General features: G+C 35.9%; 15 protein-coding genes and 1 pseudogene. 14 read left to right on the forward strand and 2 right to left on the reverse strand.

The window, feature by feature from the left end; genetic code table 11:
• The first annotated feature begins 147 nt into the window (after positions 1-147).
• Positions 148-2,616: a phosphoketolase family protein gene (locus PYW37_RS04760; RefSeq protein WP_023188769.1), complete on the forward strand. Its 2,469-nt coding sequence runs from the start codon at positions 148-150 to the stop codon at positions 2,614-2,616.
• A 94-nt stretch (positions 2,617-2,710) separates the two neighbouring features.
• On the opposite strand, the gene PYW37_RS04765 is transcribed toward PYW37_RS04760, so the two are convergent.
• Positions 2,711-4,864 (reverse strand): GH92 family glycosyl hydrolase, encoded by a 2,154-nt coding sequence (locus PYW37_RS04765; RefSeq protein WP_023188770.1) that lies wholly within the window; start codon positions 4,862-4,864, stop codon positions 2,711-2,713.
• Positions 4,861-5,898 carry a GntR family transcriptional regulator gene (locus PYW37_RS04770; protein ID WP_003130086.1) on the reverse strand — a complete coding sequence of 346 codons (1,038 nt, stop codon included), beginning with the start codon at positions 5,896-5,898 and terminating at the stop codon, positions 4,861-4,863. Before PYW37_RS04770 ends, PYW37_RS04765 begins: the two co-directional genes overlap by 4 nt.
• A gap of 274 nt (positions 5,899-6,172) precedes the next feature.
• On the opposite strand from PYW37_RS04770, the gene PYW37_RS04775 reads away from it, so the two are divergent.
• From PYW37_RS04775 to guaA, 13 genes and pseudogenes are all read left to right on the forward strand, one after another.
• Complete coding sequence (locus PYW37_RS04775; RefSeq protein ID WP_043994803.1) at positions 6,173-7,432, forward strand: glycoside hydrolase family 125 protein; 1,260 nt, start codon at positions 6,173-6,175, stop codon at positions 7,430-7,432.
• 34 nt (positions 7,433-7,466) lie between these two features.
• Positions 7,467-10,154 carry an alpha-mannosidase gene (locus PYW37_RS04780; RefSeq protein WP_044009696.1) on the forward strand — a complete coding sequence of 896 codons (2,688 nt, stop codon included), beginning with the start codon at positions 7,467-7,469 and terminating at the stop codon, positions 10,152-10,154.
• Positions 10,151-11,083, forward strand: coding sequence for an ABC transporter permease (locus PYW37_RS04785; RefSeq protein WP_023188772.1), 933 nt, complete (start codon positions 10,151-10,153; stop codon positions 11,081-11,083). The genes PYW37_RS04780 and PYW37_RS04785 overlap by 4 nt, the downstream gene beginning before the upstream one ends.
• 55 nt (positions 11,084-11,138) lie before the next feature.
• Positions 11,139-12,059 (forward strand): carbohydrate ABC transporter permease, encoded by a 921-nt coding sequence (locus PYW37_RS04790; RefSeq protein ID WP_003130090.1) that lies wholly within the window; start codon positions 11,139-11,141, stop codon positions 12,057-12,059.
• 102 nt (positions 12,060-12,161) lie between these two features.
• Positions 12,162-13,613 (forward strand): annotated as a pseudogene (locus PYW37_RS04795) (ABC transporter substrate-binding protein).
• Positions 13,614-13,690: 77 nt separating this feature from the next.
• Complete coding sequence (locus PYW37_RS04800; RefSeq protein ID WP_044009695.1) at positions 13,691-14,668, forward strand: beta-N-acetylhexosaminidase; 978 nt, start codon at positions 13,691-13,693, stop codon at positions 14,666-14,668.
• Positions 14,658-16,250: a glycoside hydrolase family 13 protein gene (locus tag PYW37_RS04805; protein WP_032943319.1), complete on the forward strand. Its 1,593-nt coding sequence runs from the start codon at positions 14,658-14,660 to the stop codon at positions 16,248-16,250. Before PYW37_RS04800 ends, PYW37_RS04805 begins: the two co-directional genes overlap by 11 nt.
• Before the next feature lie 21 nt (positions 16,251-16,271).
• Complete coding sequence (locus tag PYW37_RS04810; protein ID WP_025016704.1) at positions 16,272-19,043, forward strand: endo-beta-N-acetylglucosaminidase; 2,772 nt, start codon at positions 16,272-16,274, stop codon at positions 19,041-19,043.
• A 114-nt stretch (positions 19,044-19,157) separates the two neighbouring features.
• Positions 19,158-19,766: a YesL family protein gene (locus PYW37_RS04815; protein ID WP_023188778.1), complete on the forward strand. Its 609-nt coding sequence runs from the start codon at positions 19,158-19,160 to the stop codon at positions 19,764-19,766.
• Between the two features lie 29 nt (positions 19,767-19,795).
• Positions 19,796-21,223 carry a glycoside hydrolase family 1 protein gene (locus PYW37_RS04820; RefSeq protein WP_025016705.1) on the forward strand — a complete coding sequence of 476 codons (1,428 nt, stop codon included), beginning with the start codon at positions 19,796-19,798 and terminating at the stop codon, positions 21,221-21,223.
• Between the two features lie 36 nt (positions 21,224-21,259).
• Complete coding sequence (locus PYW37_RS04825) at positions 21,260-22,141, forward strand: ROK family protein (RefSeq protein ID WP_023188780.1); 882 nt, start codon at positions 21,260-21,262, stop codon at positions 22,139-22,141.
• A gap of 102 nt (positions 22,142-22,243) precedes the next feature.
• Positions 22,244-23,119 (forward strand): fructokinase ScrK, encoded by an 876-nt coding sequence (gene scrK, locus PYW37_RS04830; protein ID WP_003130103.1) that lies wholly within the window; start codon positions 22,244-22,246, stop codon positions 23,117-23,119.
• Between the two features lie 208 nt (positions 23,120-23,327).
• Positions 23,328-24,869, forward strand: a complete 1,542-nt coding sequence (guaA, locus tag PYW37_RS04835; protein WP_017864699.1) for a glutamine-hydrolyzing GMP synthase — start codon at positions 23,328-23,330, stop codon at positions 24,867-24,869.
• Positions 24,870-25,208 lie beyond the last annotated feature (339 nt).

The following is a 25,208-nucleotide window of genomic DNA, read 5'->3' on the forward strand; positions in this document are numbered from 1 at the left end:
AAATTTGAGAGAGAATTCTCTCTCTTTTCGTATTCGCTAATTTCAATAAACAAAAATATATAGCAATGTTTCCTAGTGGATATATGAACAAATTATTAGAATATTAAGCATAATTGACCTATAATGAAGGAAAATCAGGAGGAAAAAATGACAGAATATAATTCAGAATCTTATTTGAAAAAGCTTGATAAATGGTGGCGAGCAGCAACTTATCTTGGAGCAGGAATGATTTTCTTGAAAGAAAATCCTTTGTTCTCTGTGACAGGAACTCCAATTAAAGCAGAAAACCTTAAAGCCAATCCTATTGGGCACTGGGGGACGGTATCAGGACAAACTTTCCTCTATGCTCATGCCAATCGTTTAATCAATAAATATAATCAAAAGATGTTTTACATGGGGGGGCCCGGACATGGTGGACAAGCCATGGTTGTTCCTTCTTATCTTGATGGCTCATATACAGAAGTTTATCCAGAGATTACCCAAGATTTGGAAGGGATGTCACGTTTGTTTAAACGTTTCTCATTTCCTGGAGGAATAGGGTCACATATGACGGCGCAAACCCCTGGTTCACTTCATGAAGGAGGTGAGTTAGGTTATGTGCTATCACATGCAACAGGGGCTATTCTTGATCAACCTGAACAAATTGCTTTTGCTGTTGTTGGGGATGGAGAAGCTGAAACTGGACCGTTGATGACAAGTTGGCACTCTATTAAATTCATTAATCCTAAGAATGATGGGGCGATTTTACCAATTCTTGATTTAAATGGTTTTAAAATTTCAAATCCTACTTTGTTCGCTCGAACTTCAGATGTTGATATTCGTAAATTCTTTGAAGGACTGGGTTACTCACCTCGTTATATTGAAAATGATGATATTCATGATTACATGGCTTATCATAAATTAGCAGCTGAAGTTTTTGATAAAGCGATTGAAGACATTCATCAAATTCAGAAAGATGCGCGTGAAGATAATCGTTATCAAAATGGAGAGATTCCAGCTTGGCCAATTGTTATCGCACGTTTACCAAAAGGTTGGGGTGGTCCACGTTATAATGATTGGTCAGGTCCTAAATTTGACGGAAGAGGAATGCCGATTGAACATAGTTTCCGTGCGCATCAAGTTCCACTTCCGTTATCTTCTAAAAATATGGGAACTTTACCAGAATTTGTAAAATGGATGACTTCTTATCAACCGGAAACTTTATTTAATGCTGATGGAAGTTTGAAAGAAGAGTTGCGTGATTTTGCACCAAAAGGTGAGATGCGAATGGCTTCTAACCCTGTAACAAATGGGGGAGTTGATTCTTCTAATTTGGTCTTACCAGATTGGCAAGAATTTGCAAATCCAATTTCTGAAAATAATCGAGGAAAATTACTCCCTGATACAAATGACAATATGGATATGAATGTTTTGTCAAAATATTTTGCAGAAATAGTCAAACTTAATCCTACGCGTTTCCGTTTGTTTGGTCCTGATGAAACCATGTCTAATCGTTTCTGGGAAATGTTTAAGGTGACGAATCGTCAATGGATGCAAGTCATAAAAAATCCAAATGATGAATTTATCTCACCTGAGGGTCGGATTATTGATTCTCAATTATCAGAACACCAAGCAGAAGGTTGGCTTGAAGGTTATACTTTAACCGGACGCACAGGAGTATTTGCAAGTTATGAATCATTCTTGCGAGTCGTGGATTCAATGTTAACTCAACATTTCAAATGGATTCGTCAAGCTGCAGACCAAAAATGGCGCCATGATTATCCTTCGCTTAATGTTATTTCGACTTCGACTGTTTTCCAACAAGACCATAACGGTTATACTCATCAAGATCCTGGAATGTTGACTCATTTGGCTGAAAAGAAATCTGATTTTATCAGACAATATTTGCCAGCTGATGGAAATACTTTGCTTGCCGTATTTGACCGTGCTTTTCAAGATAGAAGTAAAATTAATCATATTGTAGCCTCTAAACAACCTCGTCAACAATGGTTTACTAAAGAAGAAGCTGAAAAATTGGCGACTGACGGAATTGCAACAATTGATTGGGCTTCAACGGCTAAAGATGGAGAAGCAGTAGATTTAGTTTTTGCCTCAGCAGGAGCTGAGCCTACAATTGAAACCCTGGCAGCTTTACATCTTATAAACGAAGTTTTCCCACAGGCAAAATTCCGTTATGTGAACGTGGTTGAACTGGGTCGGTTGCAAAAGAAAAAAGGGGCACTCAATCAAGAACGTGAACTCTCAGATGAAGAATTTGAAAAATACTTTGGCCCTTCAGGCACTCCAGTAATTTTTGGATTCCATGGGTATGAAGATTTAATCGAATCCATTTTCTATCAAAGAGGACACGATGGTTTGATTGTTCATGGTTACCGTGAAGATGGTGACATCACGACGACTTATGATATGCGGGTTTACTCTGAGCTTGACCGTTTCCACCAAGCGATTGATGCCATGCAAGTTCTTTATGTCAACCGAAAAGTTAATCAAGGTCTAGCGAAAGCTTTCATTGACCGAATGGAACGGACACTAGTTAAACACTTTGAAGTGACAAGAAATGAAGGAGTTGATATTCCTGAGTTTACTGAATGGGTTTGGTCTGATTTAAAGAAATAGGCTTAAATTTATAAAATAAAAAAAACACGCTGATTTTAATCAATCAAGCGTGTTTTTTTACTGACAGAATGATTAGGTCTGGTCTTGTCAGTAATTAATTTTCTGTCAGTGAATAAGGAAGTTGTTCGTTCGTATATTTAAGTGGATTTGGTACGATTCCTAAATCAAATTTTAGGGTTCCGCCTTTTATCAATTCTTCGTGCTTGATAAAAGTATCATTGACTTTTTTGTCAGTAAATGTGATTTGGTTGACGAAAACTTGTTGCGGAGCATTTGGTTCTGCAAGAATAGTAAGTTGCTGACCAGAGGAAAGGTTGATTCTAGCTTTGTCCCAGAGTGGAATTCCTAATACATATTGATTAGAAGCAGCTGTGACTGGATAGAATCCTAAACTTGAAAAAATATACCAAGCTGCCATTGTTCCATTATCTTCGTCACCAGGATAGCCCTTCGGACTATCATTAAATGTTTCTGTCAGTAAATTTTTGATTAAAGGCGTAGCCATCCAAGGTTTACCAATGTAGCTAAAAAGGTATGGGTAATGGAAACTTGGTTGATTTGAGATAGCCACTTGTCCAAATTCGATAGCAGCCATTTCACTCATTTCGTGAATTTCAAAACCATATCCTTCAACATTGAAATTTGGTCGTTGGTTGCAAAGCTCGATGAGTTTGTTTTCAAAATTTTCTCTTGAGCCATGTAGTTTAATCAATCCAGCAAAATCATGAAGAACTGACCAAGAAGTCTGCCAAGCAGAACCTTCTGCATAATCACGACCCCAACGAATATCTAAAAAGTCAGCTCTGAAATTTCCGTCAGCATCTTTTGCTCGCATAAAACCAGTTTCAGAATCAAAAATATTTTGATAGTTTTTTGCTTGATGGGCATAGAAGTCTGAAATTTCTTTGTCACCGGTTTGTTTCGCCACTTGAGAAATACAATAATCAGAAAATGCGTAATCTAAAGTGTGATTAACTGATTCATGGTGAGTGAGCGGAACATAACCAAGTTTTAGATAATCTTTTGTGCCACGACGGCCGTAATTAGAGTTTTCAGATTGACTTGTGGCTCCTTTTTTCATTGCTTCCAAAAACTCGGGCATCAAATCAGGACGAATGTTTTTGCTTGCAGCATCAGCAATGACAGCGTCTATCAAGGTACCGGGCATTAGACCACGTTCATCAGGAGAAAGCCATTTTGGAAGAAAACCAGTCGCACGATAAGAATTTAGGAAACCTTCGAGCATATCACCGTACTCGTCAACGGCTATTAGACTATAAAGCGGATAGACTGTTCGGAAAGTATCCCAGAAGCCATTGTTTGTATAGAGCGGGCCTTTCTTGACAGTTTTAGAGCTTGTATCGTAATGGATTTTTTGATGCTCTTGGTCAAATTCATAAAAAGTTTGTGGAAAGAGAAATGAGCGATAAAGATTGTGATAGAAAGTGGAAACTTCTTGTTGATTATGATGCTCAATTTCGATACGTGAAAAAAGGTTATTCCAAGCTGATTCAGCATTTTCCAAATATGTTTCTGCTGAATTATCTTGTTCACGCTCCAGATTAAGAGCGGCTTGTTCCTTGGAAATAAAAGAGGTAGCAAAATGTATTTGAACTTGCTTGGCTGCTTTGAAATCTAAGCGAACAGAAGAATCTTCATCAGATAAATTTCCACTTAAAACAAAAGGTTGGTCAGCAGTAAATTTGAGATAAAAAGTAAAATCTTCATCTTCGCAACCCGCAAAATTAATAATTGAAAACTCTAAGCTGTAATCGTCAAGTTGTTGAAGTTCATAAGAACCGGGGAGATGAAGCATCAAGCCATTATCTTTGAGGCCTAAATTTTGATAATTCATTGATAGAATTCCACCATACATTGATGGAATTAACTGAGATGTAATCTGATAACGTAATTGAGTAATTTTGAGTTGCGTTGGATTAAAAGTTGATTCTTCTGGACGGTATGAACTCACTGTGTGCCATAAGGAAGTTTCAGGCAAAGGACCTGCAACATGAGTCATTGTCAAATGTGAGAAATCTCCCATCCAAGGACTGGGTTGGTGAGTGATTCGGTAGCCTTCAAAGGTACGGTCTTCTGGATGAAACCACCAAGCTCCACGAGCAGCACCGGTTGAAGGGGCAAAATAATTCATTCCCCAAGGAAAACCAGTGTAAGGAAGGCAATTTCCATGTGAAAAAGTGGATTGGTTAGCAGTACCATGACGGGTATCAATTTTGTTTATCTTCATTTCAACTCCTCAGTTGTTTTTCTTTTAATTAAATTGATTGGAACTTTGACATCTTTGGGGGTTTGACCACTTTTAATCCAGTCTAAAAGTAGTTCGCCAGCGATTCTTCCCATGCCAATAAAATCTTGAGCAATGGTTGTTAATGGCGGATTTGATAGGCTTGCCGCTTGAATATCATCAAAACCAATAATTGATATATCATTTGGAACAGAAAAATGGCTATCTTGCAAAGTCTTCATAGTTTGAAGAGCGACTAAGTCATTTTCACAGATAAGTCCTGTGACTTTTTCATTATGAATAAGTTCCAAAACAGAACTTTCGGTGTAAAGTGAGTCATCAAGAGTAGTGTGAAACTTGATCCCTTGTTCTTTTAGAACTTTGACATATCCTAAGTATCGATTTCTTGTTGTTTGGGGATGGTGGGTATCATTACTAGCCACAAAAGCAATTCGTTTATGCCCTAAATTTAAGAGCGCTTGAGCAGCTTGCTCACCACCATTAAAGTTATCTGAGGAAACACAAGGAAATCCGAGGTCGTAAATTTGTTTATCTAAAAGAACGACAGGAAAGTTTTGTAGTGAAAGTTCTAATAAGATATCTAGATAATCTTCTGTATACATTGGATAGTAAATTAATCCATCAAAATTTTCTTTAATATCATCCGCTGTATTTTCTTTAAGGTAACTTGCGTAAGTGATAAATACGGTTGTGTTTTCAACTTTTAAAGCAGGAACCAAACCTTGTGTGAAATCTCCAAATGACATTCCTTCAAAAGGAATAATAAAGAGCACTCTTTTTAATAGTTTGGTATGGTTTTTATTTAATTCTTGAACAAAAGTTCCTTTTCCTCGTGTTCTACTGACAAGACCAAGCTGTTCTAATTCAGTAAGAGCTCTTTTTGCAGTAATGCGGCTAACTGAATAAGTCTCTGAGAGTTCTTTTTCAGTGGGAAGCTGGTCTCCTGATTTAAATGTTTTAGTGACAATTTTTTGCTTTAAATCATCGGAAATCTGCTGGTAGAGTGGTAAGCTCATAGAAGTATCCCTTTGTATTTTATTTGATATATCATATTTTACTCTTTTTTTATAAAAAAACAAGTCTTTTACAAGTGAAAATGATAAAAATAGGCTTTTTACCTCTATAAAATTCAGAAAAAATAAAAATAGATAACATAATTAATCTTATTTTAATAAAAAAGCGCTTGCAAAATATAGAAATTCATATTAAAATAACCTTAAATGATATATCAAATGAATTTTAAAAGGAGATGCAGTGAAAGCAAATATTCCAAAATCTGTTAAAAAGTTTATGAATGACATAACAATTCTTTGTGGAGAAGAACATAAAGAGTGGGCTGTAAACTTTAATCATTCTTTCTCAAACACACTTGAAACTACTTTAAGAGTGCATGATGACAGGACTACCTTTCTTTTAACAGGTGATATTCCAGCAATGTGGTTACGAGATTCGACAGCTCAAATGAGACCTTATTTGGTACTTGCACGTGAAGATGAAGAAATTCGTGATTTGATTGTTGGTTTAGTAAAAAAACAAATGATATATATTAATCTAGATCCTTATGCTAATGCTTTCAACGAAAGTGAAAACTTTGCTGGGCATCAGACAGACCATACCAACTTTAATGAACACAAAGGCTGGATTTGGGAAAGGAAGTATGAGATTGACTCCCTTTGTTATCCTATTCAACTCGCTTACTTAGTCTATAAAAACACAGGTTATACCAAACATTTTGATGAAGAATTTATCAAAGCTGTCAAAAACACCTTGAATGTTTTTAAAACAGAACAAAATCATGAGGATTCTCCCTACCATTTTGTTCGAGATACTGAGCGACATGAAGATACTTTAATAAGAGATGGAAAAGGAGCCAAGACAGCCTACACTGGAATGACTTGGTCAGGATTTAGACCAAGTGATGATGCTTGTGAGTATGGTTATTTGGTTCCGTCAAATATGTTTGCTGTCGTTATTTTGGATTATATCAAGGAAATTTTTACTGAGCTTCTATCTAATGAAGAAATTGCAAATGAAGCAAAGATTCTTAGAGATGAAATTCAAGAGGGACTTGAGAAATTTGCCAAAACTAAAAATCAACAAGGCGAAGAAGTTTGGGCTTATGATGTTGATGGACTTGGGAACAAAACTTTAATGGATGATAGCAATGTTCCCAATCTGATTGCAGCTCCATATTTGGGATTTTGTCAGGCTGAAGATGAAGTTTATTTGAAAACACGACAAACTTTATTGAGTAAAGAAAATCCTTATTACTATGAAGGAAAATATGCACGAGGAATTGGTTCTAGTCATACACCAGAAAATTATGTCTGGCCAATTGCTTTAGCAATGGAAGGAATGACTACAAATGATAAGAGCGAAAAAGAACGAATCTTAAATCATTTGGTCGAAACAGACGCTGGAACACATTTGATGCATGAAGGATTTGATGTCAATAATCCACAAAATTACACTAGAGAATGGTTTAGCTGGGCTAATATGATGTTTTGTGAGTTAGTCATGGATTATTTTGATATCCGAATTGAAAAATAAGTTAATGAGATTAGTTTTAGAAAGATAGAGCTTTATGAAAAAGAAAACGGTACATATCATCTCTCACAGTCATTGGGATCGAGAATGGTATATGGCTTATGAAGAACATCATATGCGTTTAGTCAATTTAGTGGATGATTTACTTGATTTATTCAAGGAAGATCCTGAGTTTGATAGCTTTCATTTGGATGGACAAACGATTATTTTAGATGACTATTTGCAAGTACGTCCCGATCGTCGTGAGGAAGTACAAGCAGCAATTTCAGCTGGAAAATTGAAAATTGGTCCATTTTATATCTTACAAGATGATTTCCTCATTAGTTCTGAATCAAACGTTCGTAATATGCTTGTTGGGCGTAAAGAATCGGAGCGTTGGGGGGCTCCAGTTGAGTTGGGGTATTTCCCTGATACTTTTGGGAATATGGGCCAAACGCCACAAATGATGAAAGCGGCAGGACTTAGCGCTGCAGCTTTTGGTCGAGGAGTGAAGCCAATCGGGTTTGATAATCAAGTTTTGGAACAATCAGAGGAAGCCTATAGTTCGCAATTTTCAGAAATGTGGTGGGAAGGTCCTGATGGGACAAAAATTCTTGGAATTCTATTTGCCAATTGGTATTCAAATGGAAATGAAATTCCTGCTGAAAAAGCAGCAGCACTTGACTTTTGGAATCAAAAATTAGCAGATGTTGAAAAATTTGCTTCGACATCATATCTCTTAATGATGAATGGCGTGGATCATCAACCAGTTCAGAAAGATTTGAGCAAAGCGATTCGCTTGGCAAATGAACTTTTCCCAGATTATGAGTTTGTTCATTCTAATTGGCCAACTTATTTAGAAGCTGTAAGGTCAGATTTGCCTGAAAACTTATCTACGGTAACAGGGGAACTAACCTCACAGGAAACTGATGGCTGGTACACTTTAGCAAATACGGCTTCGAGTCGAGTTTATCTCAAACAATGGAATACAAAAGTTGAGCGTCAGTTAGAAAATGTTACAGAACCTCTCGCCAGTTTAGTTTATCGGGTGACAGGAGAGTATCCGCACGACAAATTGACTTATGCTTGGAAAACTTTGATGCAAAATCATCCACATGATAGTATCTGTGGTTGCTCTGTTGACGAAGTTCATCGTGAAATGATGACACGTTTTGAAAAAGCGAATGAAGTAGGAAAATATCTTGCTGATGATGCATTATTTGAACTCGCTAAAGTGATTGACTTTGAAGGCCAACATCCTTTTGTAGTTTTTAATACAGCTGGACATTCTAAAACAGGTGAGGCTGAAGTTGAAGTAGTTCTTGAGCGTAAATTATTTAAAGAAGGAATTCCTGAAAAACTTTATGATGAACTAAAGGCACAGCCCAAGGCAACTTATAAAGTAATCAATCGTGAAGGTCAAGAAGTCCCAGCTGAAATCAGTGAAGAAGAAGTCTTATTTGATTATGATTTACCGAAAGATCGTTTCCGAGTTCCTTACATGAAACGATTTGTGAAAGTGAGATTATTTTTAAATGAAATGAGTGCTTTTTCTTGGGAAAGTTTTGATTTGGTACTTACTGACGATGCTGACAGTTCTGTCAATAATAATGAAAGTATGATTTCTGGTCAAACTATTGAAAATGAAAGTTTGAAATTGACAGTTAATCATAATGGAACATTGAGTATTTTTGATAAGTCGCTCAATAAAGTTTTTAAAGACTTGCTTGTCTTTGAAGACACTGGTGATATTGGAAATGAATATATCTATTTCCAACCTAAAAATACCAAACCAATTCTTTCTACTGACAGCCCTGTTGAGTTTTCAATTATTACTGACAGAGCAGAAATTGCGGAAGTTCAGCTTAAACAAGTGCTGATGATTCCTGAATCTGCTGACGAATTATTGGATGAGGAACAAAAAAAGGTTTTGGAATTCCGTTATCGTAATGCTGGTCGTTCTGATAAACTTTTGCCTTTAGAGGTAACAAGCAAAATCACTGTACGTAAAAATTCAAAAAAAGTTGATTTTGAAACAAGCATTGATAATCAAATGAAAGATCACAGACTTCGTGTACTATTCCCAGCGGGATTAACAAGCGAAAATCACGAAGCTGACAGTATTTATGAAGTAGTGACAAGACCTAATGTTATGCCTGAAACTTGGGAAAACCCAACAAATCCACAGCATCAGCAAGCTTTCGTTAATCTTCATAATGAAGAATATGGTTTAACTGTTGGTAATTTTGGTTTAAATGAATACGAAATTACTGACAGTGCAAATATTGCATTAACTTTACTTAGAGGAGTTGGCGAACTTGGTGATTGGGGTTACTTCCCAACACCAGAGGCTCAAACTTTAGGACGTCATACTTTTAACTATAGTTTAGAATTTCATGGACCGGCTTACGAACGTTATGAAACTTATCAACATGCTTATGTTGCACAAGTTCCATTTTCAACGGTAGAACTGACAAATCCGTCAGCAGAAAAAACTTTACCGTCAGCTGGGAAAATATTAGAAATTGATACTGATAAATTTGCTATCACGGCATTGAAACGTCGCGAATCAGATAATGGTCTAGTTTTACGAGGCTACAATATGTCTGGTCAGTCATTAAGTTTAGCGCTCGAAGAAGAAGCGAAATTACTTAATTTACTCGAAGATGAAATTGAAGCAGACTCACAAACACAAATTGCAGCTCACGAAATCCGGACTTTGTTGATTAAGGAGAAAAATCAATGAAAAAATTTTTTCGGAATATTTGGCGCTATAAAGCACTGATAATTATGGCTCTGCCAGGTGCAATTTGGATGATATTCTTCTTTTATATTCCAGTATTTGCAAATGTGGTGGCTTTTAAAGATTTTCATATCGACCCAGATGGATTTTTGGCCAGTTTGACCAATAGTCCTTGGGTAGGATTTAAAAACTTTGAATTCCTCTTTTCTTCCGGTGCTGCTTTTGATATCACAAGAAATACGATTCTTTATAATGTTGGGTTTATTACACTGAACTTGATTATTTCTATTGCGTTTGCAATTATCATGAGTGAATTAAGAAATAAAAAGTTGGTAAAAGTGTATCAAACGATGTCACTTCTTCCTTATTTCCTTTCATGGGTTGTTATTTCTTACTTTGTTTATGCGTTCTTGGCACCAGGAAACAAAGGGATTTTCAACCAAATGATTATGCATAATGGTGGGATGCCAGTCAATTGGTATCAAGAACCAAAATATTGGGTCTTCATCATCCTCTTCATTGGTGTTTGGAAGGGAATTGGTTATAATTCGATTATCTACTTTGCAACAGTAATGGGAATTAACCCAACCTACTATGAAGCAGCAATGGTCGATGGAGCAACAAAATGGCAACAGATTAAAAATATTACCATTCCTCAAGTTGTTCCACTGATGACGATTTTGACAATCTTAGCCGTTGGAAATATTTTCCGTGCTGACTTTGGTCTTTTCTATAATGTTCCACGACAATCAGGTGCTTTGACACCAGTAACGCAAGTCCTTGATACCTATATCTATAATGGATTGGCTAACACTGGTGACTTAGGAATGGCAACGGCAGCAGCGCTTTATCAATCGGTAGTAGGATTTATTCTTCTAATGATTACAAACTTCTTTGCCCGTAGACTTGATAGTGATTCAGCATTATTCTAAGAAAGGAGGAAGCTAGTAGGTCAAGCCTTTTATCAAACTTGAAAGCTAATAATATATGAAAAAGAAAAAAATAGCCTCATTATCTGTTCGAGGATTTAATCGTCCAGTTAACTTTGTTTTTAATATCGTCATTGCACTTTTTGCAATCTCTTGTGTCTTACCTTTCCTCTTTGTCTTAGCCATTTCGCTGACAAAAGAATCGGCTTTGCAACAATTCGGTTATAGCTTTTGGCCACGAGAATGGAGCTTTTATGCTTATACATTCTTATTTGACCAAATGAAAGATAAAATGTTGCAATCATTGTTTGTCACAGTACTTGTTACGGTTCTAGGGACTGCAATTAATTCTACAGCAACTTCACTTTATGCTTATGCGATTTCTAGAAATAACTTTCCTTTCCGTCGATTCTTCACTATCTTTTGTTTAATCACAATGTTATTCTCACCTGGGATGATTGCGAATTACTTGGTAATGACTAATCTTCTACAATTGAAAGATACAATTTGGGCTTTGATTTTGCCAATGGCTGTCTCGCCATTTAACATCATTGTTATGAGAACTTTCTTTAAACGTTCAGTTCCAGATTCAATTATTGAATCTGCCCGAATTGACGGAGCAAGTGAACTTAGAATTTTCACTCAAATTGTTCTTCCTTTAGCAGTACCTGGGATTGCAACCATTTCCCTCTTTGCGGCCTTAGGTTATTGGAATGACTGGTTTAATGCTCTTCTTTATATCTCAAATGATAAATTGATTCCATTGCAATATTTGCTGATGAAAGTTCAAAACAACTTACAATTCTTAACACAAAATGCAGGAGCAGGCTCACAGATTGCAGGAGGTTTAGCGGCTCTCCCTGGTGAATCAGCACGTATGGCAATTGTTATCATTTCAACTTTACCAATTGCAATTAGTTATCCATTCTTCCAACGTTATTTTGTCAAAGGTTTAACCATTGGTGGCGTTAAAGAATAAGAAGACTCTGCTTATTTAGCAGAGTAAATTTAGGCGCTTAAAGAAAGCGCAAACATTAATAAAGTTAAAAAAATTGGGGAAACCCTAAAGGAGCATACTCTAATGAAAAATTATCAAAAAGTTGCACTCGGTACCGTATCAGTGCTTGCAGCCTTTACACTTGTGGCTTGTGGTTCATCTGCGAAGTAAAAAAGTAGTTCTGGTAAAACAACTTTACACATGTACCAGATTGGTGATAAGCCAGACAATTACAAAGAATTGATGGCTAACGCTAATAAAATTCTTGAGAAAAAAGCTGGTGTGAAATTGGACATTAGCTACATTGGTTGGGGAGATTACGCTCAAAAAATGAACGTCATCGTTTCATCTGGTGAAGCTTATGACATTGCTTTTGCCCAAGATTATGCAACAAATGCCGCTAAAGGTGCCTTTGCTGATTTAACTGATTTAGCCCCTAAATATGCCAAGACAGCTTATAATGAACTTAATCCTGCTTATATTGAGGGAAATAAAATAAATGGAAAACTTTATGGATATCCTGTAAATGGTAATATTTATGCTCAACAAGTGATTACTTTTAACAAGCAATATTTGGATAAATATAATTTATCAATTGACGGCGTTGATTCATTTGCCTCTGCTGAAAAAGTGATTGAAGAATTCCATAAAAAAGATCCTAATGTTGCAGCTTTTGCCATTGGTCAAGGTTTCAAAACACCAGGTAATGTTGACTATGTCCTTGGAAATGGTTTGCCATTTGCTGTAGATACAACAGGGGATGGTAAAAAAATCCAAAATGTTTATGACATTCCTGCCTATATTGATAATTTGAAGAAAATGCATGATTACTATACTAAAGGTTTAATTCCGGCCGATGCAGCTACTTCAAATACTGCATTTGACTTGAATTCAAATAACTGGTTCGCTCGTGTCGAAACACAAGGTCCTTACGATTACGGCGATACTATTTTGACTCAAGCAGCAGGACAAACACTTGTATCTAAAGCAGTAACTAATCCATTGATTACAACTGACCAAGCTCGTATGGCTAACTTCGTTGTTTCAAATACCTCTAAACATAAAGAAGAAGCGGTTAAAGCACTTGGAATCATCAATAGTGACGCTGAACTTTTAAATGGTTTAGTTTATGGTGTTGAAGGACAACAATGGGAAAAAACTGGTGATAAGAAAATTAAATTACTTCCTTCATACAGTGAAGGTGTAAAACATATGGCTGCTTGGAATACAGGAAATAATGCCATTCTTTATACAACTGATGCGGTTACCAATGAAATGATTACTAAACGTGACCAATCAATTAAAGATGCAAAAGTTTCACCATTGCTTGGCTTTACTTTTGACCAATCAAAAGTGAAATCTGAAATTTCAAACTTATCAAATGTCATGAGTCAATATTTGGATCAATTGAACACAGGATCTGTTGACCCAGTTCAAACTTTACCAAAACTCAAAGCTGAATTGAAAAAAGCAGGTTATGATAAAGTTCAAAAAGAAATGCAAAGTCAATATGATACTTATCTAAAAAATAAATAAGAGGTAAACAAATCCAAGATCTCCTTTCTAAATTCATTTTGAAACTAGTTTGGAGGTCTTATTTTATTGGAATTATTATGGAAAAAGGATTATTAGTTGATATTGGACGAAAATATTGGTCAATAGCAGAGTTAAAAAGATTAGTTCTTTTACTTCAAGAGCATAAGCTGACTCATTTACAACTTCATCTCAATGAAAATGAAGGATTTGCGCTAAATTTTACTGACAGCCCTGTCAGTAAAAAATATTCAGAAAATATGCTCAAAGAATTGAAAGAATTTGCAAAAACACACGAAATCACTTTGATTCCTGATTTTGATAGTCCAGGTCACATGGGCTCCTTGTTAGAGCAAAATCCTGAATTTGCACTACCTGACAGCAATCAACAAGCGGTAGATGTTACTAATCCAGCAGTCATTGATTGGATTATCGGAATAATTGATAAGATAGTCGATATTTTCCCAGATTCAGATACTTTTCATATCGGGGCTGATGAATTTATTGATTTTCGGCAAATTGAAAAATATCCTTATTTAGTGGAGAAAACTCGGGAAAAATATGGAAATAAGGCAAGTGGTTTAGAGTTTTATTATGACTATGTTAATCAATTGACCGAGCATTTGCAGAAAAAAGGAAAACAAGTTCGTATTTGGAATGATGGATTTTTACGAAAAGACCTTCAGTCATTGGTTACTTTGAATAAAAATGTGGAGATTTGTTATTGGACAAACTGGGACAAAGGGATGGCAGAAGTCAAAGAATGGTTAACTAAGGGTTATACCTTAATAAATTTTTGTGATAATGACCTTTATTATGTTTTAGGTGAAGAAGCAGGCTATTCTTATCCAACGGCTGAAAAACTGGAAAGGGAAGGAAAAATTCAAAAATTTTCTGGTCAGCAATATTTAAATCAAGAAGAGATGAAAGCTGTCAGAGGAACTTACTTTTCGATTTGGGCTGACAATGCTGCAGCTAAGTCTGTCAGTGAAATTTTAGACGATCTTAGCAAGGTACTTCCGGTATTTATGAAAATTTATGGAGGAAATGATGAATAATTGGTGGAAAAAAGCAGTCATTTATCAAATTTATCCCCGGTCATTTAAGGATTCAAATGATGACGGAATTGGTGACATCAATGGAATAATAGAGAAATTAACTTATCTTGAAAAACTAGGAGTGGATGGTATTTGGCTATCTCCGATTTATCAATCCCCGATGGTTGATAATGGTTATGACATTAGTGATTACTATAAAATTGACCCACTTTTTGGAACAATGGCTGATTTTGAAGCGCTCATAGAAAAAGCAAAGCAACTTAATATTTGTGTCATTATGGACTTGGTTGTCAATCATACTTCTGACCAACATTTGTGGTTTAAAGAATCCAAAAAATCTAAAAATAATTCGAGAAGAGATTTTTATATTTGGCGGGATCAACCGATTGGAGAAATTAAAAATTGGACTTATGACTCAAGCACTCAACAATATTATTTTCATCTTTTTAGTCCACAGCAGCCTGACTTGAATTGGGAAAATGAAGAAGTGCGTAAGGAAATTCATAAGATGATGAATTTTTGGTTGGCTAAGGGAATTTTTGGTTTTAGATTAGATGTCATTGATTTGATTGGAAAAAAACCAGAACAAGAAATCACGGTTAATGGTCCAAAACTGCATGATTACCTAAAAGAGATGAATTTAGCAACTTTTGGTAAAAAGGACTATCTCACTGTTGGTGAAGCTTGGTCAAGTTCACCAGAATTAGCAAAGTTATATAGTGGCCCCAATCGTCATGAACTTTCAATGGTTTTTGGTTTCTGGCATCTATTGACATCAGCAGGAAACGGGGACAAATGGAAAAAGCTCCCCTTAAATGTTCCAAAGCTAAAAGAAGCAATGACCGCTTGGCAGAAATTGACGCCAAATGAAGCATGGAATTCTCTTTTTCTAGGCAATCATGATTTGCCACGCATTGTCTCTTTTTGGGGAGATGGGGGGACATATAGAGAAAAATCAGCCAAAGCTTTTGCAATTCTCTTTCATTTGATGCGTGGCACTCCTTTTATTTATCAAGGCGAAGAATTAGGAATGACCAATTTTCCTTTTGAAAATCTGTCAGCAATAAATGACGTAGAATCACATGAATATTTTACTGACAGAAAAAAAGAAGGACAGTCAGAAGAAGAAATTATCAAAGTTTTGCGAGAAATGAGTCGTGATAATGCTAGGACGCCAATGCAATGGACCAGTGATGAGAAAGCTGGTTTTACAAAAGGGAAACCTTGGCTTTCTATCAATCCTAATACTAAGATAATAAATGCTGACCAAGCTGTCAGTGATTCTAACTCTGTATTTTATACTTATCAAAAGTTAATCAAACTTCGTCACCAAGAAAATTGGCTGATAGAAGCAGATTTTGAATTACTTGAAAGTGCTGACGAAATCTTTGCATACTTGAGAAAAACGACAACAAGAACTTTTCTGGTGGTCGCCAATTTATCAAATTTAGTCCAACGTTTTGAAAGTTCTTTTGTCAAAAAAAATGAAATCATCAGTAATGACAGCTTTCCAGATTTACTGACAGACATAGAAATTCAACCTTGGCAAGCTTTTGCTTTAGAAATAAAAAATCTTGATTAATAAATTTTATTGGAGGATTTTATGAAAAAATCGAAAAAATTTTTTATTAGAATATGCCTTTCTACAGGAATTTTGGCATCTGCAACTTTACTGACAGCTTGTTTTGGAACTTCAGCAAAACATGTGAAAGCTAATTATAAAGTGACAGCAGAAGCAATTCCAGATTATCAAAGTAAGAATGCTCCCATTTCATCTTATTGGATGCCTGATAAATTTCTAGAATGGTCGGCACAAAATGACAAAGATTTAATTTACAATCAATCCCGAGTGCCACTTACCAAAAGAATTTCTCCTGATAAACTAAGTCCATCCAATCAAAATCAGAACAAAAAGACAAAAATTGTCGCCTTGTCGATGATGAACTCACAAACTTCTGGGAATCCTTCACGAGGCACGACAAAATTTGAGAGCTATACTTTTGATTATTGGCAATACATTGACACACTGGTTTATTGGGGTGGCTCATCTGGTGAAGGAATAATTGTAACTCCATCAGCAGATGTTATTGATGAAGCACACAGCAATGGTGTTCCGGTACTTGGAACAATTTTCTTACCGCCTAAAGAATACGGTGGAAAAGTAGATTGGGTCAAAACAATGCTCAAAAAAGATGAGCAAGGACAATATCCATTTGCCAGTCAAATGGTTAAGGTTGCCAAGACTTATGGATTTGAGGGATGGTTTATCAATGAAGAAACCCAAGGGCTAAATGCTGATGATGCAGCTAACATGAAAGCCTTGATTCAACAGGTGAAAAAAGAAGATTCTAGTCTTCAAATCATGTGGAATGATGCCATGACTAAAGATGGAAAAGTAGATTGGCAAAATCAGTTAAATGACCAAAATGCGACATTTGTACAAGATAAAGCAGCAGACGCGATGTTTTTAAATTTCTGGTGGACTCAAAATAATTTGGCCGACCAAAAATTACTTGAAAAATCGAATCTCTATGCTAAAAATCACAATATTGACCCTTATAATATTTATGCCGGAATAGATGTGCAAGCGAAAGACGTCCAAACTCCAGTTAAATGGAACCTTTTAGAAAAAGGAAATCAAGCCACTCAAACATCAATTGGACTCTATGCAGCAAGCGCTACCTATACTAACGCAAGTAATTGGGATGATTTTCAAAATCGTGAATCAGCATTCTGGGCCAATCAAAAAGCAGACCCTCGTCAAGTTGATCACTCTGTTAATGAATCATGGACAGGACTTTCCAAATATGTTCTGGAAAAATCAGCAATAAGCGGTAATGAATTTAATACTAATTTTAATTTAGGAAATGGTTATAACTATTTTAAAGCTGGTCAAAAAATCTCAGAAATGGATTGGAACGACCGCAGTTTAGCAGGTATTTTACCATCTTACCGCTGGATTATTGACAACGAAGGAAAAAATAAAATAAGTCCAAGCTTCGACTTTGCAAATGCTTATAACGGTGGAAATTCACTGAAATTTATGGCTGAACATTTAGATGCAGGGAAAAGCTCAAACATCACATTGTTTGCTAGTGATTTGAAAATTGATAAGGGAGCAAAATTCTCTGTTAGTATGCGCTCAGACCAAGCGCTTAAAGTTTCTGCAATCTTAGAACTAGCAAATGGTCAAAAAGTTAGCATTGCAGGAGATAAAAGCCTGACTGAGAATTGGTCAGAAATAAGTTTTGATGTTAAGAAATTTGAAGGTCAAACAATCAAAAAAATCGGTTTAAGCATAAAATCTGATCAAGCAATGGATTTTAAAGGCATTAATCTAGGAGAAATGACTTTGACCAATGGTCAAAAAGTCGCTCCAATCGCACTTTCGGATGCAAAAGTAACTGATGAAGCTTTTGAAGAAGAAGGAACAGTAGGCGGTTTTAGACTTTCTTGGAAATCAGATGCAACTAAAAATAATCTTTCTACTTATGAAATCTATCAGTTGAATGATGATGGAAATAAAGAATTTTTAGGAGCAAGCAATATCAATGCCTTCTTTGTTAATGCCTTAAAACGCGGCAAAAATATCAATTCAACAAAATTTGAAATTGTCCCAATTAATAAGGCTGGAGAATCTGGACATTCAGTTACGACCTCTGTGAAATGGCCAGATAATTCATTAGCTAAAGCGGCATTTGTAGCAGATAAAACCCTAGTTACGATTGGTGAAAAAGTAACTTTAATGAATCAATCTAATCTAGCTTCCGTCAAATATAAATGGGAAATTGACGGTGCAAGTCCCGCTACTTCTACAGAAAAGAATCCTCAAGTAAGTTTTGATAAAGCAGGGAGTTATTCCGTCAAATTAACGGCCATCAATGAAAAAGGACAAGAAGATTCAGTCACTCAAACTGAGCTGATTACTGTAATTGATCAACCAGTAGAATTAACAATTTTTGCATTAAATCAATCCGTTCAAGTAGACAGTTTCACTAATGAATCTGAATCAGGACCAAAAGCAGTTGATGGAAAATTAAATACCAAATGGTGTGCCGTTGGCCCAGGTAAACACAATATTATAATTGACCTTGGAAAATCAGAAAAAATCAATCAAGTCCTGATTGACCATGCTCAAAAAGGAGGAGAATCACCTGACATGAATACTTCTGATTACACCATTGAGATTTCAAAGGATAATCAAAATTGGACAGAAGTTGTCAACGTTAAGAAAAATAAATTGGGAGAAACCAAAGATTCTTTCAAACAGACAGAAGCGCGTTACGTTAGAATTACAGCCACTAAACCAACACAAGGAGCAGATACCGCTGTTCGTTTATATGAAATACAAGTATTAGGACAAAAAAATAGCTGACAAAGGGCTGTAAAAGTTTGCCATAAAAGCAAAGAAAAGGCTATCATGAAAACCCTAACATTTCATTGGGAAAGTGTTATAATGAAGTAATAAAAGTTAGAAAGTTATAGAAAAATGATTGGAAAAGCACTAGAAGAATTCTTTATTCGAATTTGGGTCGTTGTTAAATTGACCTTGATATTTTGGCTCTTATCGCTAACAGGGCTGTTTGTTTTAGGACTTGGTCCTGCCTTTAAAGTGGTAACAGAGTTGTATTTGGAACATGGTTTTGACTATAAGTCAATCTCAGTGAAACAGGCTTATCAAATTTTCAAGCGAGACTTTTTAAGAGCAAATATCATTTTTTGGCTCTATACGTCTTTGAGTCTTTTACTCGCTTATAATTTATATCTTTCAGTACAAATCCAAGGTTTACTTTTCTTGGTGATTGATTTCATTCTATTCTTTGGTTTAACTTATCTTATGACCGCTTTTGAATATACAATGATTTTTGATAGTCAATTTGAAATTAGTTTTGGAAACTTATTAAAAATGAGCTTTATTTCAAATTTTATTAGTTTTAAAACCTATCTAAAACTTTTATTTGGGATTGTCCTTATCTTTGTTTTGACTTGGCAATTTAAAGGCATGATTCTCTTTGGTTTGATTGGCCTTTTACAAGTTTATTCTTTAAGTGTGACAAAAACTTGGCGTTTGAAAGTCGAAGAACAGTTAGCAGAGTAAAAAAGAAGAGTTACTGAGAGGGGTGGAAAATGGAATTAAAATTCCAAGAAAATTTTTTGTGGGGAGCAGCAACGAGTGGCCCACAAACTGAAGGACGTTTTAAAAAGCAGCATGACAATGTTTTTGATTATGATTTTGACCATTATCAAGAACGTTTTTGGGGCGGAATTGGACCTGATACAGCCAGTAATTTTTTCAATGACTTTCGAGAAGACATAAAATTAATGAAAGCTGCTGGTCTAAAATCAATAAGGACAAGTATTCAATGGTCGCGTTTGATAGATGATTTAGAAAAGAATACGGTAAATGAAAAAGCGGTTGATTTCTATAACGCTGTAATTAATGAATTTATAGCGCAAGGGATTCGTCCGATGATTAATTTAAATCATTTCGATTTACCAGTTGAACTTTTAAAAACATATAGAGGCTGGGAAAGTCGTCATGTTGTTGATTTATATGCAGGTTTTGCAGCAAAATGTTTTGCTGAATTCAGCGACCGAGTGAGTGATTGGTTTACTTTTAATGAGCCAATGGTTGTCGTTGAGTGTGCTTATCTATTAGGTTTCCATTATCCTGATATTGTTGATGGAAAAAAAGCTGTTCAAGTGGCTTATCATTTGCAACTCGCCTCATCTCTTGCGATTGAACAATACCGAAAAATTAATAAAAATCCTGAAGGACGAATTGGAATCATTTTAAATTTAACTCCGTCCTATCCAGCAACTGAAAAAATAGAAGATTTAAAAGCAGCAGAAATGGCAGACCTTTGGCAAAATCGCCTCTTTTTAGATGCATCAATAAAGGGAGAATTTCCAGAAGAATTAGTCAGCCTTTTACAAGAAGAAAATGTCTTGTGGCAGTCGGAAGCAGAAGATTTGAAACGGATTAAGGAAAACAAAGTGGACCTTTTGGGAGTAAATTACTACCATCCGAGTCGAGTACAAGAACCTGAATATTCTAGTGATAGTTTGGCTCAAGATTGGCGTCCCGACAAATATTACGCATCGTTCAATAAACGTGGGGTGCGGATGAATGCTGACAGAGGTTGGGAGATACATCCACAAACCATTTACGAAATTGCCAAGCGAATTCAAGAAGATTATGGAAATATTCCTTGGTTTATTTCTGAAAATGGGATGGGCGTAGAAAATGAAGAACGTTTCAAAAATGCTGATGGACAAATCCAAGATGATTATCGAATTATTTTTACAACAGAACATCTTTTTTGGCTCCATAAAGCGATTCAAGAAGGCTCCAATTGTTTTGGTTACCATGTTTGGACACCAATTGATTGTTGGAGTTGGCGTAATTCATACAAAAATCGTTATGGTTTGATTAGTTTGAATATCCATACTCAAGTGAAAACTTTAAAAAAATCAGCTTATTGGTATAAAAATTTAACAGACACATCACTTTTACAAGTTCCAGATTCGATTTTAGAAAAATACAATCAATGATTTCTGTTAAAATATAAGAAAATTTGGAGGAGAAATATGTCATTATTAACAATAGATATTGGTGGAACAAGCATTAAATATGCAAGATTTGCTGACGGAAAATTAGGAGAAGAAGGTGCTTTCGGAACTCCTGATAATCTGGATCAATTTTATCAATCATTGGCAGCAGTCGTTGAACAATTTAAGGAAAATTCTGATGTTTGTGGTGTCGCTATTAGTTCTCCAGGAGCAGTAAATAAAGCGACTGGTGTCATTGAAGGAGCAAGTGCTCTCCCTTATATTCATGATTTTGATATTCATGCTGAACTAGAAAAACGATTTGGTTTACCTGTTTCTATCGAAAATGATGCCAATTGTGCAGCGCTTGCCGAAGTGAAATTTGGTGCGGCAAAAGGTTTGTCAGATGTTTTGCTTCTTGTGCTTGGAACAGGTGTTGGCGGTTCTGTAGTTATGAATGGGAAAGTTCATCATGGGAAACATCTTTTTGGTGGTGAATTTGGCTTTATGCTCATGGATGATGAACATTCTTTTTCAACATTAGGAACAACGATTAGAATGGCTGAGCGCTATAATAAACGCACAGGTGAAACTCTTGATGCCATCGAAATTTTTGAAAAAGCCTTTAATGGTGATGAAATAGCTAATGAAGAAAAAGAAATTTTTCTATACAATGTCGCAAAAGGGATTTTTAATCTGACTTATTCTTTTGATCCAGAATTAGTGATTATTGGCGGAGGGGTTTCCCAAGCTGAATGGTTAATTCCAGAACTACAAAAACAACTTCAAAAAATCATGGAAATTATTGAAGTAGCGACTTTTATGCCAGAAATTGTAACTTGTGAATTCAGAAATTCTGCCAACTTAATTGGTGCAGCGGTAGATTTTTCACAAACTTACGCAAATAAGACTGACAAATAGGCTAGAAGTTTTCTATCAGTAATATTTTTTACTGACAGAAAATTCCTTCACTAATACTATACGAAATAGAACATAAAAAGTAACAAATTATAGGAAAAAATTATGACAAATCATTATGGCTCAATCGAAGCAGGCGGAACAAAATTTGTACTTGCGATTGGTGATGAGCAGTTTAACATTTTAAAAACAAATCAAATTCCAACGACTAGTCCCGAAGAAACAATTACTAGAACCATTGAATTTTTTAAAGAAAATCCTGTTAAATCATTGGCAGTTGGTTCTTTTGGGCCTATTGACATCAAGCCTGAAAGTGCAACTTATGGCTATATAACAACCACGCCAAAAGCTGGTTGGGCAAATGTTGATTTATTAGGAAAACTCAAAGCCGCACTTGATATTCCGATGGTTTTCACTACCGATGTCAATAGCTCGGCTTACGGTGAGATGATTGTGACTGGCGGAAAATCATTGGTTTACTTCACAATTGGAACAGGAATTGGTGGAGGAGCCGTACAAGATGGGAAATTTATTGGAGGATTTTCTCATGCAGAAATGGGTCATCAATATGTGAAGCGTCATCCAGACGATCTTAATTTTGCAGGCGTTTGTCCATTTCATGGTGATTGTCTAGAAGGAGTGGCAGCCGGTCCTTCCCTTGAAGCCCGCTTAGGAATTCGTGGAGAAGATATTCCAGCTGACAGCAAGGTTTGGGATATTCAAGCATTTTACATTGCACAAATCGCCGTTAATACAACCTTAGCACTTGCACCTGAGAAAATTGTTTTTGGTGGTGGCGTTATGACCCAAACGCACATGATTGAGCGCGTGCGCAAGGAATTCACAAAATTAATGGCAGGTTATGTCCACGTTCCCTATTTACTGACAGATTATATTATGACTCCGTCAGTCGCAAATAATGGTTCAGCAACGATTGGAAATTTTGCTTTGGCAAAAGATTTAGATGAAAAAAATTACTGACAGCTCTGTCAGTAATTTTTCGTTTTCGTCAGTAAAAATAAATGTAATCACTATCATACGATTTTTCTAAAATTTATTTTATTTATTCACAAATATCTCTGCAAAAAACAATAAATTATGATAGAATAAATCTAATAAAATAATTGAACAAAAGTTCGAACTTTCCAACAGGAATTCGGACTTTTGCACCTTATTAGAGGAGGGTCCCTTGTCCGACACTACACTTGAAAAAATCATTGTACTCGACTATGGTTCACAATACAATCAACTTATTGCGCGTCGTATCCGAGAAATCGGTGTTTTCTCAGAACTCATGAGTCACAAAGTTACAGCCAAAGAAATTCGTGAGATTAATCCAATCGGTATTATTCTTTCAGGCGGTCCAAATTCAGTTTATGATGAAGGGTCATTCGATATTGATCCTGAAATCTTTGAACTTGGTTTGCCAGTTCTTGGTATTTGCTACGGAATGCAATTGATGAGCTACAAGCTTGGCGGTATGGTAGAAGCAGCAGGCGAACGCGAATACGGTGTTGCCCCACTTCAACTTACTGAAAAATCAGCATTGTTTGCAGGAACTCCCGAAGTTCAAGATGTTTTGATGAGCCACGGTGACCGTGTAACAGCTATTCCTGAAGGTTTCCACGTTGTCGGAACTTCACCAAACAGTCCATTTGCTGCTGTTGAAAATACAGAACGCAACTTGTACGGTATCCAATTCCACCCAGAAGTTCGTCATTCAGTTCACGGGACAGAAATGCTCAGAAACTTTGCGCTTAACATTTGTGGAGCAAAAGGGAACTGGTCAATGGAAAACTTCATTGATATGCAAATCAAAGATATTCGTGAAAAAGTTGGCGATAAAAAAGTTCTTCTTGGCCTTTCAGGTGGTGTTGATTCATCAGTTGTAGGTGTACTTTTACAACGTGCCATCGGTGACCAATTGACATCAATCTTTGTTGACCACGGTTTCCTTCGTAAAGGCGAAGCTGACCAAGTCATGGAGACATTGGGCGGAAAATTCGGTCTTAATATCATTAAAGTAGATGCTCAAAAACGTTTCATGGACAAACTTGTTGGCCTTTCAGACCCAGAAACAAAACGTAAAATTATCGGTAACGAATTTGTTTATGTTTTTGATGATGAAGCAAACAAATTAGAAGGTGTTGACTTCCTTGCCCAAGGAACACTCTACACCGACGTCATTGAATCAGGAACAGATACAGCTCAAACAATCAAATCACACCATAACGTTGGTGGACTTCCTGAAGATATGCAATTCCAATTGATTGAACCATTGAACACACTCTTTAAAGATGAAGTTCGTGCGCTTGGAACACAACTTGGAATGCCTGATGAAATCGTTTGGCGTCAACCTTTCCCTGGACCAGGACTTGCCATTCGTGTCCTTGGTGATTTAACAGAAGAAAAACTAGAAACTGTTCGTGAATCAGATGCAATTCTTCGTGAAGAAATTGCTGCTGCAGGCCTTGAACGTGATGTTTGGCAATATTTCACAGTAAATACAGACGTGAAATCAGTCGGTGTCATGGGAGACCAACGAACATATGACTATACACTAGCTATTCGTGCCATCACTTCAATCGATGGAATGACAGCTGACTTTGCCCAACTTCCTTGGGATCTTCTCCAAAAAATCTCAAAACGTATCGTTAATGAAGTGGACCACGTCAACCGTATCGTCTACGATATTACGAGCAAACCACCAGCAACTGTTGAGTGGCAATAGAATAAAAAACTGATAACAGTATCTGTTATCAGTTTTTTTATTTTAATAATAAATTTTAAAACTAGCACTCATTGTTCAATAGCATTATTTCCTAAAAGATTACGTAATATTAATCAATTTTATCGCTTTGAAAGCGTTATACTTGATTTGCTTGAAATTAATTAGGTGTAACTATGTTTTGCAATATTTAAGAGTAAAAAGTCTTTAATTTGCAACCTAATATACTTGTAACTTTTTACTTTCAAGAAATATATTTAAATTTGGAGAAAGTTATGGTTGGCAATGAAAAAATAAATTTTTTAGGGAATTTTTTAGTTTCAAAACAAACAAAGCAGAAGG

Source organism: Lactococcus lactis (genome assembly GCF_029023865.1).
GTDB classification, from domain to species: Bacteria; Bacillota; Bacilli; order Lactobacillales; family Streptococcaceae; genus Lactococcus; species Lactococcus lactis.

Bases quoted from the DNA above. Each gene is read 5' to 3' on its own strand.
- PYW37_RS04770 (WP_003130086.1), bottom strand. From the start codon at position 5,898: ATGAGCTTACCACTCTACCAGCAGATTTCCGATGATTTAAAGCAAAAA.
- PYW37_RS04800 (WP_044009695.1), top strand. From the start codon at position 13,691: ATGGAAAAAGGATTATTAGTTGATATTGGACGAAAATATTGGTCAATA.
- PYW37_RS04765 (WP_023188770.1), bottom strand. From the start codon at position 4,864: ATGAAGATAAACAAAATTGATACCCGTCATGGTACTGCTAACCAATCC.
- PYW37_RS04810 (WP_025016704.1), top strand. From the start codon at position 16,272: ATGAAAAAATCGAAAAAATTTTTTATTAGAATATGCCTTTCTACAGGA.
- PYW37_RS04820 (WP_025016705.1), top strand. From the start codon at position 19,796: ATGGAATTAAAATTCCAAGAAAATTTTTTGTGGGGAGCAGCAACGAGT.
- PYW37_RS04780 (WP_044009696.1), top strand. From the start codon at position 7,467: ATGAAAAAGAAAACGGTACATATCATCTCTCACAGTCATTGGGATCGA.
- PYW37_RS04775 (WP_043994803.1), top strand. From the start codon at position 6,173: ATGAATGACATAACAATTCTTTGTGGAGAAGAACATAAAGAGTGGGCT.
- PYW37_RS04805 (WP_032943319.1), top strand. From the start codon at position 14,658: ATGATGAATAATTGGTGGAAAAAAGCAGTCATTTATCAAATTTATCCC.
- PYW37_RS04825 (WP_023188780.1), top strand. From the start codon at position 21,260: ATGTCATTATTAACAATAGATATTGGTGGAACAAGCATTAAATATGCA.
- PYW37_RS04790 (WP_003130090.1), top strand. From the start codon at position 11,139: ATGAAAAAGAAAAAAATAGCCTCATTATCTGTTCGAGGATTTAATCGT.
- scrK (WP_003130103.1), top strand. From the start codon at position 22,244: ATGACAAATCATTATGGCTCAATCGAAGCAGGCGGAACAAAATTTGTA.
- PYW37_RS04815 (WP_023188778.1), top strand. From the start codon at position 19,158: ATGATTGGAAAAGCACTAGAAGAATTCTTTATTCGAATTTGGGTCGTT.
- PYW37_RS04760 (WP_023188769.1), top strand. From the start codon at position 148: ATGACAGAATATAATTCAGAATCTTATTTGAAAAAGCTTGATAAATGG.
- PYW37_RS04785 (WP_023188772.1), top strand. From the start codon at position 10,151: ATGAAAAAATTTTTTCGGAATATTTGGCGCTATAAAGCACTGATAATT.